At 35.7% G+C, this 15,332-nt stretch carries 9 protein-coding genes; 1 reads left to right on the plus strand and 8 read right to left on the minus strand.

From position 1 onward, the window contains the following. Positions 1-7 precede the first annotated feature (7 nt). On the minus strand, positions 8-1,546 hold the full coding sequence (locus BMX53_RS03440; RefSeq protein WP_074744685.1) for a RagB/SusD family nutrient uptake outer membrane protein: 1,539 nt from the start codon (positions 1,544-1,546) through the stop codon (positions 8-10). 18 nt (positions 1,547-1,564) lie between these two features. Beyond that, positions 1,565-4,792 carry a SusC/RagA family TonB-linked outer membrane protein gene (locus BMX53_RS03445; RefSeq protein ID WP_074744794.1) on the minus strand — a complete coding sequence of 1,076 codons (3,228 nt, stop codon included), beginning with the start codon at positions 4,790-4,792 and terminating at the stop codon, positions 1,565-1,567. 345 nt (positions 4,793-5,137) lie between these two features. Between BMX53_RS03445 and BMX53_RS03450 the strand changes: the two genes are divergently transcribed. Next, the gene (locus BMX53_RS03450; RefSeq protein WP_038985273.1) at positions 5,138-5,827 is read left to right on the plus strand and encodes an HAD family hydrolase; all 690 of its coding nucleotides are present in this window, start codon (positions 5,138-5,140) and stop codon (positions 5,825-5,827) included. Between the two features lie 62 nt (positions 5,828-5,889). Here the strand turns inward: BMX53_RS03450 and BMX53_RS03455 are convergent, their stop codons facing one another. From BMX53_RS03455 to BMX53_RS03480, 6 genes are all read right to left on the minus strand, one after another. Further along, positions 5,890-6,600 (minus strand): porin family protein, encoded by a 711-nt coding sequence (locus BMX53_RS03455; RefSeq protein WP_074744796.1) that lies wholly within the window; start codon positions 6,598-6,600, stop codon positions 5,890-5,892. Between the two features lie 11 nt (positions 6,601-6,611). After that, positions 6,612-7,907: a TolC family protein gene (locus tag BMX53_RS03460; protein WP_074744687.1), complete on the minus strand. Its 1,296-nt coding sequence runs from the start codon at positions 7,905-7,907 to the stop codon at positions 6,612-6,614. A gap of 8 nt (positions 7,908-7,915) precedes the next feature. Further along, on the minus strand, positions 7,916-11,026 hold the full coding sequence (locus BMX53_RS03465) for an efflux RND transporter permease subunit (RefSeq protein ID WP_074744689.1): 3,111 nt from the start codon (positions 11,024-11,026) through the stop codon (positions 7,916-7,918). A 17-nt stretch (positions 11,027-11,043) separates the two neighbouring features. Further along, positions 11,044-12,162 (minus strand): efflux RND transporter periplasmic adaptor subunit, encoded by a 1,119-nt coding sequence (locus BMX53_RS03470; RefSeq protein WP_038985267.1) that lies wholly within the window; start codon positions 12,160-12,162, stop codon positions 11,044-11,046. 212 nt (positions 12,163-12,374) lie between these two features. Next, on the minus strand, positions 12,375-13,772 hold the full coding sequence (gene mgtE / locus BMX53_RS03475) for a magnesium transporter (protein WP_074744691.1): 1,398 nt from the start codon (positions 13,770-13,772) through the stop codon (positions 12,375-12,377). A gap of 19 nt (positions 13,773-13,791) precedes the next feature. Then, positions 13,792-14,487, minus strand: a complete 696-nt coding sequence (locus tag BMX53_RS03480) for an MgtC/SapB family protein (RefSeq protein ID WP_038985263.1) — start codon at positions 14,485-14,487, stop codon at positions 13,792-13,794. Positions 14,488-15,332 lie beyond the last annotated feature (845 nt).

A 15,332-nucleotide genomic window follows, 5' to 3' on the forward strand; every position in this document is an offset into this window, starting at 1 on the left:
AGACTTATTATATGTTTGGATTAAAATCCGATTCTTTTTTAGGTATTCTCCATGTCCATTTGTTATTCATTTCTGGAGTAAATTCTTTTGCAAATGTTGGACTTGCATTTCCTCCGTCAGACCCTAACTTTCTACTAATAGTTCTATTCCATCGTTTGTAATCAAACCAATCAAATCCTTCTCCCCATAATTCAATACCTCTATATTTAACTATCTCCTCAAATAACTCTTTACCAGATTTAGAACAAGTATAGTTCGCATCTCTACCAGAACTTCTAGTTAATTCTTCTAATAACTTTGCAGCCTCAGAATCACGTCCTAAGAAATGTAATGCTTCAGCTTCTATTAAATACATCTCCGAAGAACGGAAATGATTTATATGTCCAACCCCCGGATTGGCATTATTCTTTATTTTTACTTGCATATAAGCGGCTGTTCTAGCATCAGAAGCTATATCTGGAAACTTAGAACGAATATTCAAGTCTAATGGGCTCTTAGTAACAGTTAATCCACTATCAACACTAAAGTCTTTATCTGAATACCCGGTAGGATCCATAAATAACCCTTTACGAATATCTGATGCTGGGATAGTTTCATAAAGCTCTTTACTAATACGACTTGGAGAGTTTCTTACTGCACTAGCGTTTGAATTATATCCTATATAAGCACCATAAGAAAAATAATGTAACTGCTCATCAGTCGCACCATAACTACTCCATATCCACTCTTTATTAGGGTTTGAAAAACCATCTTTATAATCTGCTACAGACATTAAAGGATACCCTTTCTTTGCAAGCCCTGCTTCTTTTAATGCAACTGTATAATCCTGTTTATTTAGTGCTGCTCTAGCATAAATAGCATGAACTACGTTCAGATCTATCATAAAATTATTAGTCCCAGCTCTCTTATAACCACTTTCTTCAAATAATTGAATAGCTAAATCTAAATCTTTATAAATCTGAGCATACACCTCTTTTAAAGGCGACAATGGCATTTCTTTAGGATCATTAAGAGTTAATCTTAAAATAACAGATTTAGTTTCTCCCTTATTTGAATCAACCCAACGATTTCCATAAAGTTGAACTAGCATTGTATAAGCATATGAACGAAAAGCTAAAGCTTGTGCTTTTAAATATTTCTTTTCATTAGCAGGTCCATCTACACCATCTACTTTGTCAATTATTGCATTAGCATTAGTAATTAACATATAGTAATAATGCCATGGGTAAGAATTATGTGCATGATTTGTATTCTCTAAATACTCAAAATTAGCTACTGCAGATAATATATCTTTTCTTGAATTATTTCCAGGCATTTCACCATAATGCAATTTTATTGTTCCTTCGCCATTATATCCTTGTGCATTATGTTGAGCTGTCATAATTTTTGCTAACCCATTCACAGCCATAGCTACAGTCTCTGTAGTTTTGAATACATTTTCTGGAGCTGTTTGATTAGTTGGAAGAGTGTCTAAATAATCTTTACTACATGAGCCTAAAGCTAATACTGTAGACAATAAAGCATATTTTATATATTTAATTTTCATCTTAATCAAGTTTTAATATTAAAATCCTAAGTTAACCCCAAAAATAAATGTTCTTGCAGTTACCCATGCATCTTGGCTATAACCACCAAATGACTGTTGTGGGCTCATTCCTTTTAATTTAGTAAAAGTAGCTAAATTGTCTACTCCTAAATTCAAGCTCATTTGACTGATTCCCATTTTTGTCAATACTGTCTTAGGCATATCGTAGTTCAATGATATATTCTTTACTACTAAATAATCTCCACTCTTAATAAATCTATTCGATAGAGCATTACTTTGTGATCCTACAGTACCAAATTGAACAATTGGTAATCCATTAGGATCAATTCTATCCGGTGATGTTGCTGTCATTCCTTCTGGTGCCTCCTTCCATGATCCTAAAATATCTTTGTGAATTGCACTAGGAGTTGAACCAACTGTCATTAAACCTAAATAAGAATAATCAACCATCTTCCCTCCTAAAGCATAAGTAAATAATGCTGATAAAGAGAAATTCTTATATGAAAATGACGTTGTAAAACTTCCTTCCATTTTTGGCAAAGCATTACCAGCAAACTCTCTCTTACCATACGCTGAAGCGTTAGTAGTATACGTTACTCCATTTATAGTCACTAAGTTAGCAGCATCAATCTCTTCTTTTCCAGGTGCTGAACCATTTACATTAAAACTCTCATTGTCAACAACGTATAACGACCTACCTGTTAATTGGTCAACTCCAACAAATACTGGTAACCAAAATTCATATATACTTTTACCCTCTTTTCTTAAAAATGGTGCAGAAGGAATTCCAAATTCTCTGTTCTCTGCAGGTAAAGTAACTAACTTATTCTTCATCCATGTAGCATTAACTCCAAAATTCCATTTAAAATCTTTATTACGGATAATATCTACATCAAATGAAAGTTCTAATCCATTGTTAGAAATTGTTCCTACATTACTAGTTACACTAGAAGTCTGAGATCCTGTACTAGTTGATCCATTTGATAATGGCATACTTAAATCAAACAATAAATTTTGAGAGCGTTTATCAAAATATTCAACTGTAAAGTTAGCACGATTAAACAATCTTCCATCTAAACCAACGTTCACAGATGAAGAAGTTTCCCACTGTAAATCAACATTACCATTTTGATTTTTATACATTGCAGGTTTACCAGCATTTTTAACAATTGCATATAACGATTGATAAGCATAAGTATCAGCTCCTCCATCATTACCGACTTCTCCATAAGATGCTCTTAATTTTAAATAATCTATTTGCTTAACTTTAAAGAACTCTTCTGCTGATACAATCCAGCTACCTCCTACAGACCAGAAGTTACCCCATCTTGAATCTTTATGGAATTTAGATGAACCATCTCTACGGAATGATGCTTCAGCAAAATACTTATTAGCATAATTATATTTCACTCTAGATAAATACCCCTCTGTTCTATACTTAACTGTATAATCAGTTAAACTTGTAACATCACTGAAGTTAACCCACTCTGGAATACCAGGAAATGTTTGTCCTGCTTTTAATCCATATAAATAGCTATAATCAGTATTATAGTTCTCATGACCTAACAATACTTCTAAAGAGTGGTCTGCAAAACTCTTATTCCAATTTAATAATTGTTGAGCAGAGTATGTTTTATATCTATAAATATCTCTTCTAGAACGTCCATTATTTCCTTTTCCATCACCAATAATAGCATTGTCATACTTTCTATTCTCGCTATTGCGTAAACTTAAATCTCCTTTAATTGTAAATGTAAAGTCTTCCAAGAATTTAAAATCAGCATAAAACTGTCCATTAATTGTATTACGGATAGATTCATTACTATTTAATTCATTCTCCCAAATTACGTGACGTCCATTAAACTGCTTACGAGAAGAGTCTCCTGTATCGAACATCTTATTCCCATCACCATCATATAAATATTCTCCTGTTTTTTGATCATGTGCATGTACAGGATAAATAGGAGCAATGTTACGAGCATACATAAATGGATTTGTATAAAGTCCAGTGTCACTAGTTGTCGCACTCAATCCATTTGAAATTTGGTGAGAAGCAGCAATATTAGCACCTACCTTAATTGCATTATTTACTTTATAATCAGCATTTACTCTTCCTGTAAACCTCTTAAAATCACTTCCTTTAAAGTATCCCTCATTATTTAGGAATCCTCCAGAAAAATAAGCACCTCCTTTATCATTAGCTACACGACCACTCATATTAATATCCTGATACATACCAGTTCTTTCTATTGGCTTATACCAATCTAAATCATCAGAATATCCAGCTAATATTTTAGCATTAGGATTCAATTTACCATTTTCTACAAATAATTGATCACCTGGCAAATTGTAAATATTAGTCCACAAGATATCACTTACTAATTTCTGATTAGCCATTAAACTAGCTTGTTCGTAATTAACCTTATTACTAATTAAACTGTTTCTGTATCCAGTCCACATCGTTTCCATAAACTCATCTGGTCCTAATCTATCATAATCCTTCATACCACGAGTAAATAAACCTTGCTTCATACTAACCCCAAAGAAACCTTTTCCTTTAGAAGCTTTCTTAGTTGTAATTAAAACAACTCCATTAGAAGCTCTATTTCCATATAAAGTCGAAGCAGATGCGTCCTTAAGAACAGACATATTCTCAATATCATTTGGATTAATATCAGAAATATTTCCTCCAAAAGGAACACCGTCTACTACAAGTAAAGGTGCATTATCTCTCAATGAAGAAAACCCACGAATACGAATACTTGGCTCAGAACCAGGCTGACCAGAAGCATTATTCACACGAATACCTGGAGCTGCTCCTTCTAATGCTCCTAGAGCATTTGTCGCTGGTCTTTTCGCAATATCATCACTGCCTACTACAGCGATAGCTCCAGTTACAGATTCTTTTGTCGCAGTACCATAAGCTACTACTACTACATCGTCTAACACCTGACCATCTTCTTTTAATTTTATGTCATAATGTGTTTTTGATGTTAATCTGATTCTTTGCGTTTCATAGAACACATAAGAAACAACTAACACATCGCCTTCGCTAGCATTAATTGTAAATATCCCATGATCATCTGCACTTGTTCCAAAGTCAGTTCCCTCTAGAACAATAGTTGCACCAATCAAAGGTGAACCTTCAGTGTCTTTTACACTTCCAGTTATTGTCTTTTTTGCTTGAGCAAAAACTACACTTGTTAACACAAGCATAGAAAACGTTAAGTAAAGTTTTAATTTCATAAACATCTTTTTAAGATTATTTTAGCATTGTCAAAAATATAAAAAAAAGAATACAAAAAAACATATTACACATTTAATCAATAAATAGTTGTAAAATTACTCAAATAAATAAACCAAAAACAGAAATATCATTAATCATTTTAACATAAAACAGCGTATTTTATAAAGAAATAATTCACATATCATGAAGAAAAACAAGGTGAAAATACGTGTTTATTAAAATAAAGTTAATGCAAGCTTAACATATAAAAAGTACAATCTTTAACACGCTTACTACACCTTTTTTATAAGACAACTACACAATATCCCGTATATTTACTCTACATAACTAAATCAAACAAGAATATGAAGCCTTTTAAAGTAGTTGCTTTTGATGCAGATGATACCCTATGGGTGAATGAGCCATTCTTTAACGAAGCAGAGAAATCATTCTGTATCTTAATGGAAGACTACCTAACACACCAAAGCATTTCACAAGTATTATTTAAAACTCAGATAGACAATCTTCCTCTTTATGGATACGGTATTAAAGGATTTACTTTATCTATGGTAGAGGCAGCAGGTATAATCTCTAAAGGGACTGTAAGTCCTAAAATAATGGAGAGAATTATAGCTATAGGTAAAGACTTACTGACTAAACCTGTGGAGTTACTAGATGAAGTAGAAGATGTATTAGAAGAACTAAAAGGAAAATATAAACTAGTAGTAGCGACTAAAGGTGATCTAAAAGATCAACACCGCAAACTACACAAGTCTGGTCTAGGTCCATACTTCCATCACATTGAAGTAATGACTGATAAAGAAGAAATAGATTATCAGAAATTACTAGGACGCTTAGATATTCGTCCTGAAGAATTTATTATGATTGGCAACTCGCTAAGATCAGATGTACTACCTGTCTTAGAGCTAGGAGGGCATGCTGTACATGTCCCTTTCCATACTACTTGGCTACATGAGCATGTAGATCACGAGATAGTACATCCTAACTTCACATCTATCAAGAAGCTTAACGAGATAAAAGATATATTACTATAAAAAGAAGGGCTGGTTTTACATAAAACCAGCCCTTCTTACTAACACTTATAAACAATGTATTTCTAAAATCTATATCCTACGAATACATTAAAACTTTGATTATATATTTTAAGATCACCTACTCCAGGATTTTCTTCTAACCCGAAAGTATTCGAATTATCAAATATCGAAGCGAAACCTCTGCTATAATTAGCACCTACTAAGAACCCACAGTTAAACTGATACTCAGCACCTACTACTATACCATAGTCCATCTTTTGTAGATACTGACCATCTTCTTGATCGTCATCTATACTTCCAAAGATTCCGTGATATTTATACTTGTTTCCATCTTCGTCTACAGCAGTTATAGATGAGTATAACAGCATATTCACATAAGGACCAGCATACACTTGTAATCCTCCAGTCTTAAATACTGCACTAATAGGATTAAGGCGTAGACTATGCATCTGCAATTTAGCATCTAATGCTACTCCATCTTCATTCTCTCTATCAAAACTAGCTCCATACTGTTGGTAAAACAATTCGTGTTTTAACCCAAAATATTTTCCTAAGCTATTATCAACAGCTACTCCTACAGAAAAGCTATTTTTACTATTCACTTTACCATCTATAGCCAGATGTTCTAAATCATCTCCTTTAAGCGTAGACTGTATCCAACCTCCTTTTACACTAAAAGTTGTATTCCCTTTTAAGTCGTGATTGATATCTTGTGCTAGAGCTGTACCTGATACAGCTAAAACCGAACAAACACTTAGTAATAAGTTTCTCATACCTCTAATTCTTAAAAATCTATATCCCACATTCCTACAGCATTCTCTAACTCCACTAACGCAGATGCGTACCCAAATAAAGTCTCAGCATAAGCCTGTTGTGTCTCGTTATAAGTACGTTGAGCATCCAATACTTCTAATAAACTACTCGCACCTCTCTGATAGCTATACTTAATACCTTCGTACACCTGTTTAGCTTCTTCTAACATTCCTTTTTCGAATCTATTGATTTGCTTCTGTTTCGTTAGATAGTTACGATACGCTTGAGTAATCTCCTTTTCTAACTCTAATTCTATAAAGTCATATTCTAAATGAGCTTGGCGTTCTTCATATAAAGCAGTTTTCAGTCCAGCCTCTTTTCTATTAGAAAACTTTAACGGCACAGAGAATCCAGCTTTCACCACAGTATTACCAGGAGTAGGAGCTATCGCATTCTTAACGAAAGAGTTGTTCTCTACCCCGAAGTTAAGACCTAGATCTATCACTCTCTCAGCTTTAGCTAAAGTAACTTGTTTACTAGCCACAACTTTATTTTGTCTAGCCACTAAGAAGTCAGCTCTATTATTCTGAGCAGTAACGATAAGATCATTTAAATCAAATAGCCTATCGAACTTATTAAACTCCCCTTTAGGAATATAGATAGTATCATTTCTCTGTTTACTAATTACATTTCTAATCTCTATCAGACTATTTTCCCAAGTATCATCGGCATCTTGTAGATCATTATACATTCCCTTAGCTTCTAAGTTACTTTGGATAGCATCGACCTTACTGATTTGACCTAATGTATAACGGATACTATCAGACTTAGCCACTTGTTTCATAGATTCATAAGAGTCTTTCTGTATATCATACAGCATCTTATTTTGCATTGCTTCTAAGAACAGTATTGTTGACTCCGCACGTAGCGTTTGGAAGAACTCTTGTAATTCTAACTCAGCCAATACCTTTTGGTCTGCAGCAAGGTTTTTTCTTGCTTTGCGCTTTCCACCTAATTCTAAGTCCCAAGATAACTCAGCCTCAAAACCATATCCCATCTGCATACGCTTCTGTTGATTGTCAAACCAACCAAAGCTCAACTCTGGATCAGGAAACACCTTAGCAGCCTGTACCTCAGCTTCAGCAATATCTATATTATACTTAGCCGCAGCATATCCTAAATTGTTCATTGACATCTTGTGCAGATACTCTGTAAATGTCAATGGTGTTTTACCTTCCACTGCTTCAGTATGAAGCTGGGCAAACCCAACTCCACTACAGAACACAGCTAATATTCCTACTAGTATATATCTTTTAATAACATTCATATCTTATACTAATTTTCGTCCGTTTCACTCTTTACAAAATCGCTATCACTACCCCATTTGCGCTCTACCATATAATATAATGCAGGCAGTACAAATAGTGTAAGAACAGTAGCAAATAACAATCCATATACGATAACTGTTGCTAATGGTCTCTGTACATCCGATCCAATACCCGTAGCTAATGAAGCAGGGAATAAACCTAATACCGCCACAGTAGCAGTCATTAATACAGGTCTAAATCTCTGTTCTGCTCCAGTTAATACAGCATCTTTCAGTGCAGCCCCTTTACGTCGGAGATCATTGATATAGGAAATCATAATCACCCCATTCTGTATCGCAACTCCGAATAAGGCGATAAACCCTACAGCAGAAGACACATTCAATGACATCCCTCTAATATTTAAGGCTAACATACCTCCGAATAACGCTAGCGGCACTACAATCATTAACAGTCCAGCTTGTCTAAATTGTCCGAATGCTCCATAAAGCAATACAAACATCAAACACAATGTCAAAGGAACAATTACTGCCAAACGGCTATAAGCTCTATTCTGATTTTCGAACTGTCCACCCCATTCGATGTGGAACTTCTCGTGATCATATGTAATATTACTCTCTATCTTTTGGTGTGCTTCTTTTAATAGAGAAGCTAAGTCTCTATTACGCACATTCAGTTTCACAGTTAAGTGACGTCTGTTCATCTCACGAGTGATTGTACTCTCTCCAGTACTCGTCTTCACATCAGCTACCTGAGATAGCGGAATCTTAGCACCAGTACTTGACGTCAACATTAAGTTAGCAATCTTCTCAGGAGTATTTCTACTCTCCTCAGTATATCGAGCACTAATGTCATACACCTTATTACCAATAAATATCTGAGAAATAGCTTTACCTCCTATCGCTACTTCGATAAGTTCAGCTACATCAGACACATTCAGTCCATACTGCGCTATCTTGTCTCTATTAGCATGTATCTGTAACTGTGGTAAAGGCGGCTCCTGATCTATCGCTAAGTCCACCGCACCATCTACTGTACGCAGTGTGCTTAACACCTCATTAGCAATACGTCTAGTCTCGTGGAAATCTTCACCATATACCTTCACTACTAATTCACTGTGAGCACCAGATATCTTATCCATAACCCCATCAATCATCGGCTGAGCAAATCCAACTATAAATCCAGGTAAAGATTCATACTCCGCAGCCAACTCTTCGATTAAGTCATCTTTAGTCTTACCTCTTGGCCATTCCTTATAAGGCTTAATACCTACAGAACATTCGAAGTGAGATGGTGTAAATGGGTCTGTTCCATCATCATTACGACCAGACTGTACCATGATATACGTTACCTCATCATACTTCATTGTTCTTGCACGTAGAGTATCACTCATTTCCTTTGACTTCTCTAATGAGATACCTGGAGGTAAGGTTACTTGAAGCCAGATAGATCCTTCATCTAGTGGGGGTAAGAAGTCCTTACCTACCTTCATTGTAAGCCCTACTGTTATAGCTAGCACCACAATAAGTGGTACGAATACCTGCTTAGGTTTATTAACTATCTTAATAATTCTATTGTGATATAAGTTAGTTAACTTCTCTAACCATTTATTGTGATATATCTTTCGTGGTTTTCTATACACAGCATACGCCAGACCAGGTATTAAGATAAGCGCTACTAATAAAGCTCCTAGTAATGCATACCCTACTGTAAAAGCCATCGGTGTAAACAACTTCTTCTCTACACGTTCAAAAGCGAATAATGGCAAATAAGCTGTGATAATAATGATCGTAGCGAAGAAGATAGGCTTAGCCACCTCTTTCGTACGTTGTGCAATACTTTTTTCTTTAAGTTCCTCTTCCGGATTATCCTCCCTCTTCTTCAGTATGGACTCCATCATTACGATAGCCCCATCCACAATAATACCGAAGTCAATAGCTCCTAACGAAAGTAAGTTTGCAGGAATATTAGTGAAGTGCATCATAATAAATGCAAACAACAGAGACACAGGAATTGTGATAGCTACTAAAAGTGCTCCTCTCCAACTACCTAAGAACACGATAAGCACTATAACTACAAGGCTTATCCCTTCTATCAAGGTCATCGATACTGTATTCAATGTAGTATCTACTAGATCAGTACGATCTAAGAATGTATGTATCTTAACTCCCTCTGGCAACAAGCCATTATTTAGTTCATCTACATACTGATGTATTTTCTCTAATACTACAGACGGATTCTCGTGTTTTAACAACAGTACAATCCCTTCTATACTATCAGAATAATCTCTTTCTCTATCTGTAAATCCTAAAACACCTTTACGCTCTACATTACCATATTTTAAGCGACCAAGGTCATTTAAGAATACCGGAATACCATCTTCAGCCTTTACTACGATCTTACCTAAATCCTCTAAGTCTTTGATCAGTCCGATACCTCTCACCACATACCCTAGATCACCTCTAGTCAGAACACTACCTCCAGCATTTACGTTATTCTCTTCTATCGTCTCTGTCACATCGCTAAGAGACAATCCGTACTGTTCTAATTTATGTGGATCAAGTTCTATTTGAAACTGTGTAGTAATCCCTCCGAAGTTAGTCACCTCAGCTACCCCAGGTACCTGATTAAGCTTAGGGATAATCACGAAGTTCTGTAAGTCCGTTAACTCTCTAAGACTATATCCGTCTCCTTCGATAATATATCTATAAACCTCACCGATAGGCGATGTCAGTGGATCTAATTCTGGTACTGCATCATATGGAAGTTCCACGTCATTCAGACGTTCTTGAATTCGTTGACGAGCGAAGTAGTCATCTACTCCATCAGCGAATACTATAGTGATCATAGACAGTCCGAATGTACTGTTGCTACGCATCACGTGCATTCCTGGCATCCCATTAAGAGCACGCTCTATCGGAATAGTAATTTGTAATTCTATTTCTTCTGCTGCCAAACCTGGCACTTGCGTTACTACCTGAGAAGTAACGTCTGCAATATCTGGATAAGCTTCTATCGATAATTGTTTCCAAGAATAATATCCAAATATACATAGCAAAGCAAACAACGCTGCTACAAGCCATCTTTTGTGAATAGCTGTATCTATTATACTTTTCTTCATTGTACTGTTGTTTATTATTAAAGACCTTGTGGTAAGTAAATACCACCTTCGCTCACTACCTCATCGTTTCTATCTAATCCAGACAAGATCACTGTCTTCTCACCAGACACACCACCTATCACTACACTTTTCTTTTTATACTTGTGATCTCCAGCTTTGACGAATACGAATGAACTATCCTCACCTTGTAATACGGCACGTGAAGGAATAAGGATTACCTGCTGTGGTTGGTCTATAAAACGAACATTCACATACATACCTGGCTTTAATATTCTCTTCTCATTATCTACTTCTATCAGTACATCTATACTTCTCGTTTCTTCATCCACGATCTCGTTGATATGATAGATAGTACCCGTTAATGGTGCATCTGGATATGCAGCCAACTCTACCTGTACTTTGTTTAACTTCTCTAAGTGTTGGATATCTTTCTCTTTAATCTTACCTACAATCCAAATCTTACCTAGAGATGCAATCTTAATCACTGGTTCAGCCTCATCACTGATAAACTGTCCTATCACTAAGTTATTCTCTAACACCTCTCCAGCTATCGGAGAACGCACTGTTAATGCTTGTCCTAACACTAGAGACTTCGCATCTACACTATATATTTTAAGAGCTGCTACAGCATTGTCATAAGCTGCTTTCGCGATAGAATATTCAGTTTGTGATTCTTCAAACTCTTGTCTAACTCCCACTCCATTATTAAGCAAGTCTTCTTGACGCTTAAGATTTAGAGCCGCTTGTTTAAACTCTTGTTTTGAATCAAAATATCCTTTTTGAGCTTCAAAGTAATCTGGCGAAGACACCTCAAATAATGGTGTATTTTCACTTACTTTTTGCCCTAATTTCACAAATGATTTTACTATTCTCCCAGAGAATGGTGATGCTATTTCGGCATAATGGTTGGGAATAGCTTTCACTACCCCAGCAGTAACTAGGTCAAACGTAAAGTCTTCTTCAGACACTTTACTCGTTTTTATTCTGTCCTTAAGATTAGAGTTTTCAGTCAAGGTTACCACGTGGTTCTCTATTGTGAACTGTGCACTATCTGTAGATTGTTCTTTCTTATCAGAACAAAAGCTTAATAATACGCTAACTCCTAAAATACCTGCTAGTTTTAATGTCTTAGCCATTATGTATGTTTTTTTATTACTAATTCTTATTGCTTTATAAAGAGCTTTAACCTAATTCTCTTTAAAGTTACCTATTTTTATAATCATTATTAACTATTATTCAATGATTTAATATAAAAATATTATCCCTCTGCTGTCAAGTCGCATCTCCAACGAAGTTTTCGCATTTGATATTTATATAATTTATGTTAAGTGATATTACAATAACCGTGCTACGATAAGTTAAAGAAGTTAGCAGCTAGACTAAAATATATCAGTAACCCAGAAATATCTACTATCGTAGTGATCGCTGGACTCGCTGCCACTGCAGGATCGCCTCCGAATCTGCGTACTAGTATCGGCAATATAGCTCCGATAATAGTAGATGAAATTACTTGTAGTGATAAAGCTAGTGCGATCACACCTCCTATAGATACTAACGAATATGCTGCTGGTATATCAGTCTCCCAACTCAAGAACACTACCTTAGCGAATGCTAGTACACCTAGACATATCGAAAGCATTAAGGCAATACGTGTCTCTTTCCACAACACCTTTATCCAAGACTTCATCGTGATCTGTCCTAGGGCTAATGCTCTTATCACTACTGTAGCCGACTGGCTACCTGCATTACCTCCAGTATCCGCTACCATAGGCATATATAAGGCTAGTATCATCATTTGAGCTAACGCCCCTTCATAACTGTGAATAATCAGTCCTGATATAATACCTACTATAGCTAAAGTCACTAACCAGAATACTCTCTTCTTAAAGTGACCGAATATAGATGTCTCATTATAATCTAGTTCCTCATTATTGCTAAGTATTCCCATGAAGCGCTCCATATCTTCTGTATGTTCTGCCTGTATCACATCTAGTGCTTCATCGTGTGTCACGATACCTACTAATTGATTCTTATCGTTTAGTATTGGCAAGGCTACTAATTGGTACTTATCTATCTTTTTAGCTACAGACTCACTCGTATCCTCTAGATAACCGAATACAAACTCTGTGTGTAACTCATCCTCCACTAATACATCTGGCTCTGCTATGATCAAATCCTTTAATGTGATAAAGCCCACTAGGGTCTTATCGCTATTCACCACATACACATAATAGATTGTCTTCTTAGAAGGTGAATCCTTACGCACCTGCTGTATTGCCTCAAAACAAGTCATATCTTTAGACACAGTAGCGAAGTCTGTAATCATAATCCCTCCTGCTGTATCTGCCGGGTAAGAACTCAGTGACAACACATTCTCTCTAACAGGTTTACTTAGATAGGGTAACAAATCTACTTGCTCCTGCTGAGTCATCAGTTGAAACAAATCTGCTCTCGCATCTGATGGCATTTCTTCGAATATCTTAGAGAACAGCTTCTTACTCACCCTCTGAAAGAAACTCAACTGCTTAACTAATGGAAACTCTGCAAAGATCTCTCCTTGCTCCTCATGTGTAAACTCGTTAAAGATTACTACCAAATCATCATTCTCCACTAGACTCAGCACCTCACTAACATCTATGATAGGCATCTTCTTTATCACAGGCATTACCATCGTTATCTTCTCCATACTGTTCATATCGCTTGCTATCTTCTGTAGATTTTTTAAATCTCTATTATGCATTTTCATATTCCCTGAGTTTTAAAGATTAATAAGAGGTAAGTTCCCATGTTACTTCTGATACTCCATACTCTAGAGATACCTTACTTGTGATCTGTTCTAATATGTCATCCTTCTTTCCGATAGCTAGTATCTCAAACTTTAAGTAAGAGAAAGCTGGATTCCCATTATCTGTACTTTTTAAAGAACGTAGTTGTAACTCTTTTTGCGAACGCAAGTTTTCTAACACCATTACTCTGATGTGATTCTCTACCTGCTCCTTACACCCTACAATAATCTCGTAGTGAGCCTCTGCCGAATCTGTCTCTGTCTCAAAAGAAAGTTTATTAATGATAGATCCTAAAGGTCTTAGTGATAAGTGAGCCGTTAGGATAAGCACTGTCATCACTATCGCTTCCATCCATAATCCTACTGCACACATAGACCCTACTGATGCCGAACACCATATCGTAGCAGCTGTATTTAGTCCACGGATACTAAATCCGTCTTTCATAATCACCCCTGCACCTAAAAAACCTATACCGCTCACTACATAAGAGGCTACTCTACCGATAGCCGCATCTCCTATAGTATGAGCCATAAGCACAAAGCCTGCTGCACCTATACATACAAGTGTATTCGTTCTCAGTCCTGCACTCTTTTGTCTTACTTGTCTCTCTGCCCCGATTAGCGCTCCTAAAACGAAAGCAAGAACTAATCTTCCTATAAATACTGAAATTAACATGATAACTATTTTTTGCTCTTTCTGAGCTACATCGTTAACGTGTATATTCAGAAAGAAGGTTTAACATTCTAGTTTAACTAATCTGGATTCTGTTTCCATCTCTTAATTTTTTTGACTTGGCAAAAGTACCTATAACCTCTTCTGAAGGCTATTAGAAAGCTTTTAGAAAAAAATTAGAATCCTATTAGAATAGTCACATATAGTGTTCCAAAAACGATATAATCATCACCTAACACGAAAAAATATTCTATAACTTAGCTACTATCTAACTTCCCAATCATAAAAGATTTCATTCTCTCACCCTACTTCTATAGGAGATCGTTTGGGTACGAGTTTAGTACGGTTTTGAAAACAGCCTTCTATCCCAAGTAAACACAGGAAATTACCGAACACTATCCAAACAAATCAAAAATAAAATTTCATTAAAAACTGATATTCAATTAGTTAAAATAAAAAACCTCTTTCAAATTAGGGCAAAAAAACCATCTGAAACCAAAAAGACCAAATGAGGGCAAAACAATCAAGGGATATAAATTACGAATGAGAAACATTCTGCTTCTTTATGATATAAAGGGTGTATACCAATGTAGAGATAGATTATCATCTATGTCACCTACTTTAAGGTATACCCAGAGTAAACAGCCAAAACTAAAAAAGCACCCCATAATGGAGTGCTTCTCTATATAATCAATGCCTTACTATAAAGTGATAGTAAACACAGTTACATTGTACATATTAAGAATCTAATATCATCAAAGTACTTACTCTAAAGAATGACTTACTAAAAACAATTCAGATATGTCCAAACAAAAAAGGAAGCTACTTAATTGAGTAACTTCCTTTTT

It is taken from the genome of Myroides marinus, from assembly GCF_900109075.1.
Lineage (GTDB): Bacteria > Bacteroidota > Bacteroidia > Flavobacteriales > Flavobacteriaceae > Flavobacterium > Flavobacterium marinum_A.

Coding starts and splice junctions, on each gene's coding strand:
- BMX53_RS03440 (WP_074744685.1), bottom strand. CDS start 1,546: ATGAAAATTAAATATATAAAATATGCTTTATTGTCTACAGTATTAGCT.
- BMX53_RS03445 (WP_074744794.1), bottom strand. CDS start 4,792: ATGAAATTAAAACTTTACTTAACGTTTTCTATGCTTGTGTTAACAAGT.
- BMX53_RS03450 (WP_038985273.1), top strand. CDS start 5,138: ATGAAGCCTTTTAAAGTAGTTGCTTTTGATGCAGATGATACCCTATGG.
- BMX53_RS03455 (WP_074744796.1), bottom strand. CDS start 6,600: ATGAGAAACTTATTACTAAGTGTTTGTTCGGTTTTAGCTGTATCAGGT.
- BMX53_RS03460 (WP_074744687.1), bottom strand. CDS start 7,907: ATGAATGTTATTAAAAGATATATACTAGTAGGAATATTAGCTGTGTTC.
- BMX53_RS03465 (WP_074744689.1), bottom strand. CDS start 11,026: ATGAAGAAAAGTATAATAGATACAGCTATTCACAAAAGATGGCTTGTA.
- BMX53_RS03470 (WP_038985267.1), bottom strand. CDS start 12,162: ATGGCTAAGACATTAAAACTAGCAGGTATTTTAGGAGTTAGCGTATTA.
- mgtE (WP_074744691.1), bottom strand. CDS start 13,772: ATGAAAATGCATAATAGAGATTTAAAAAATCTACAGAAGATAGCAAGC.
- BMX53_RS03480 (WP_038985263.1), bottom strand. CDS start 14,487: ATGTTAATTTCAGTATTTATAGGAAGATTAGTTCTTGCTTTCGTTTTA.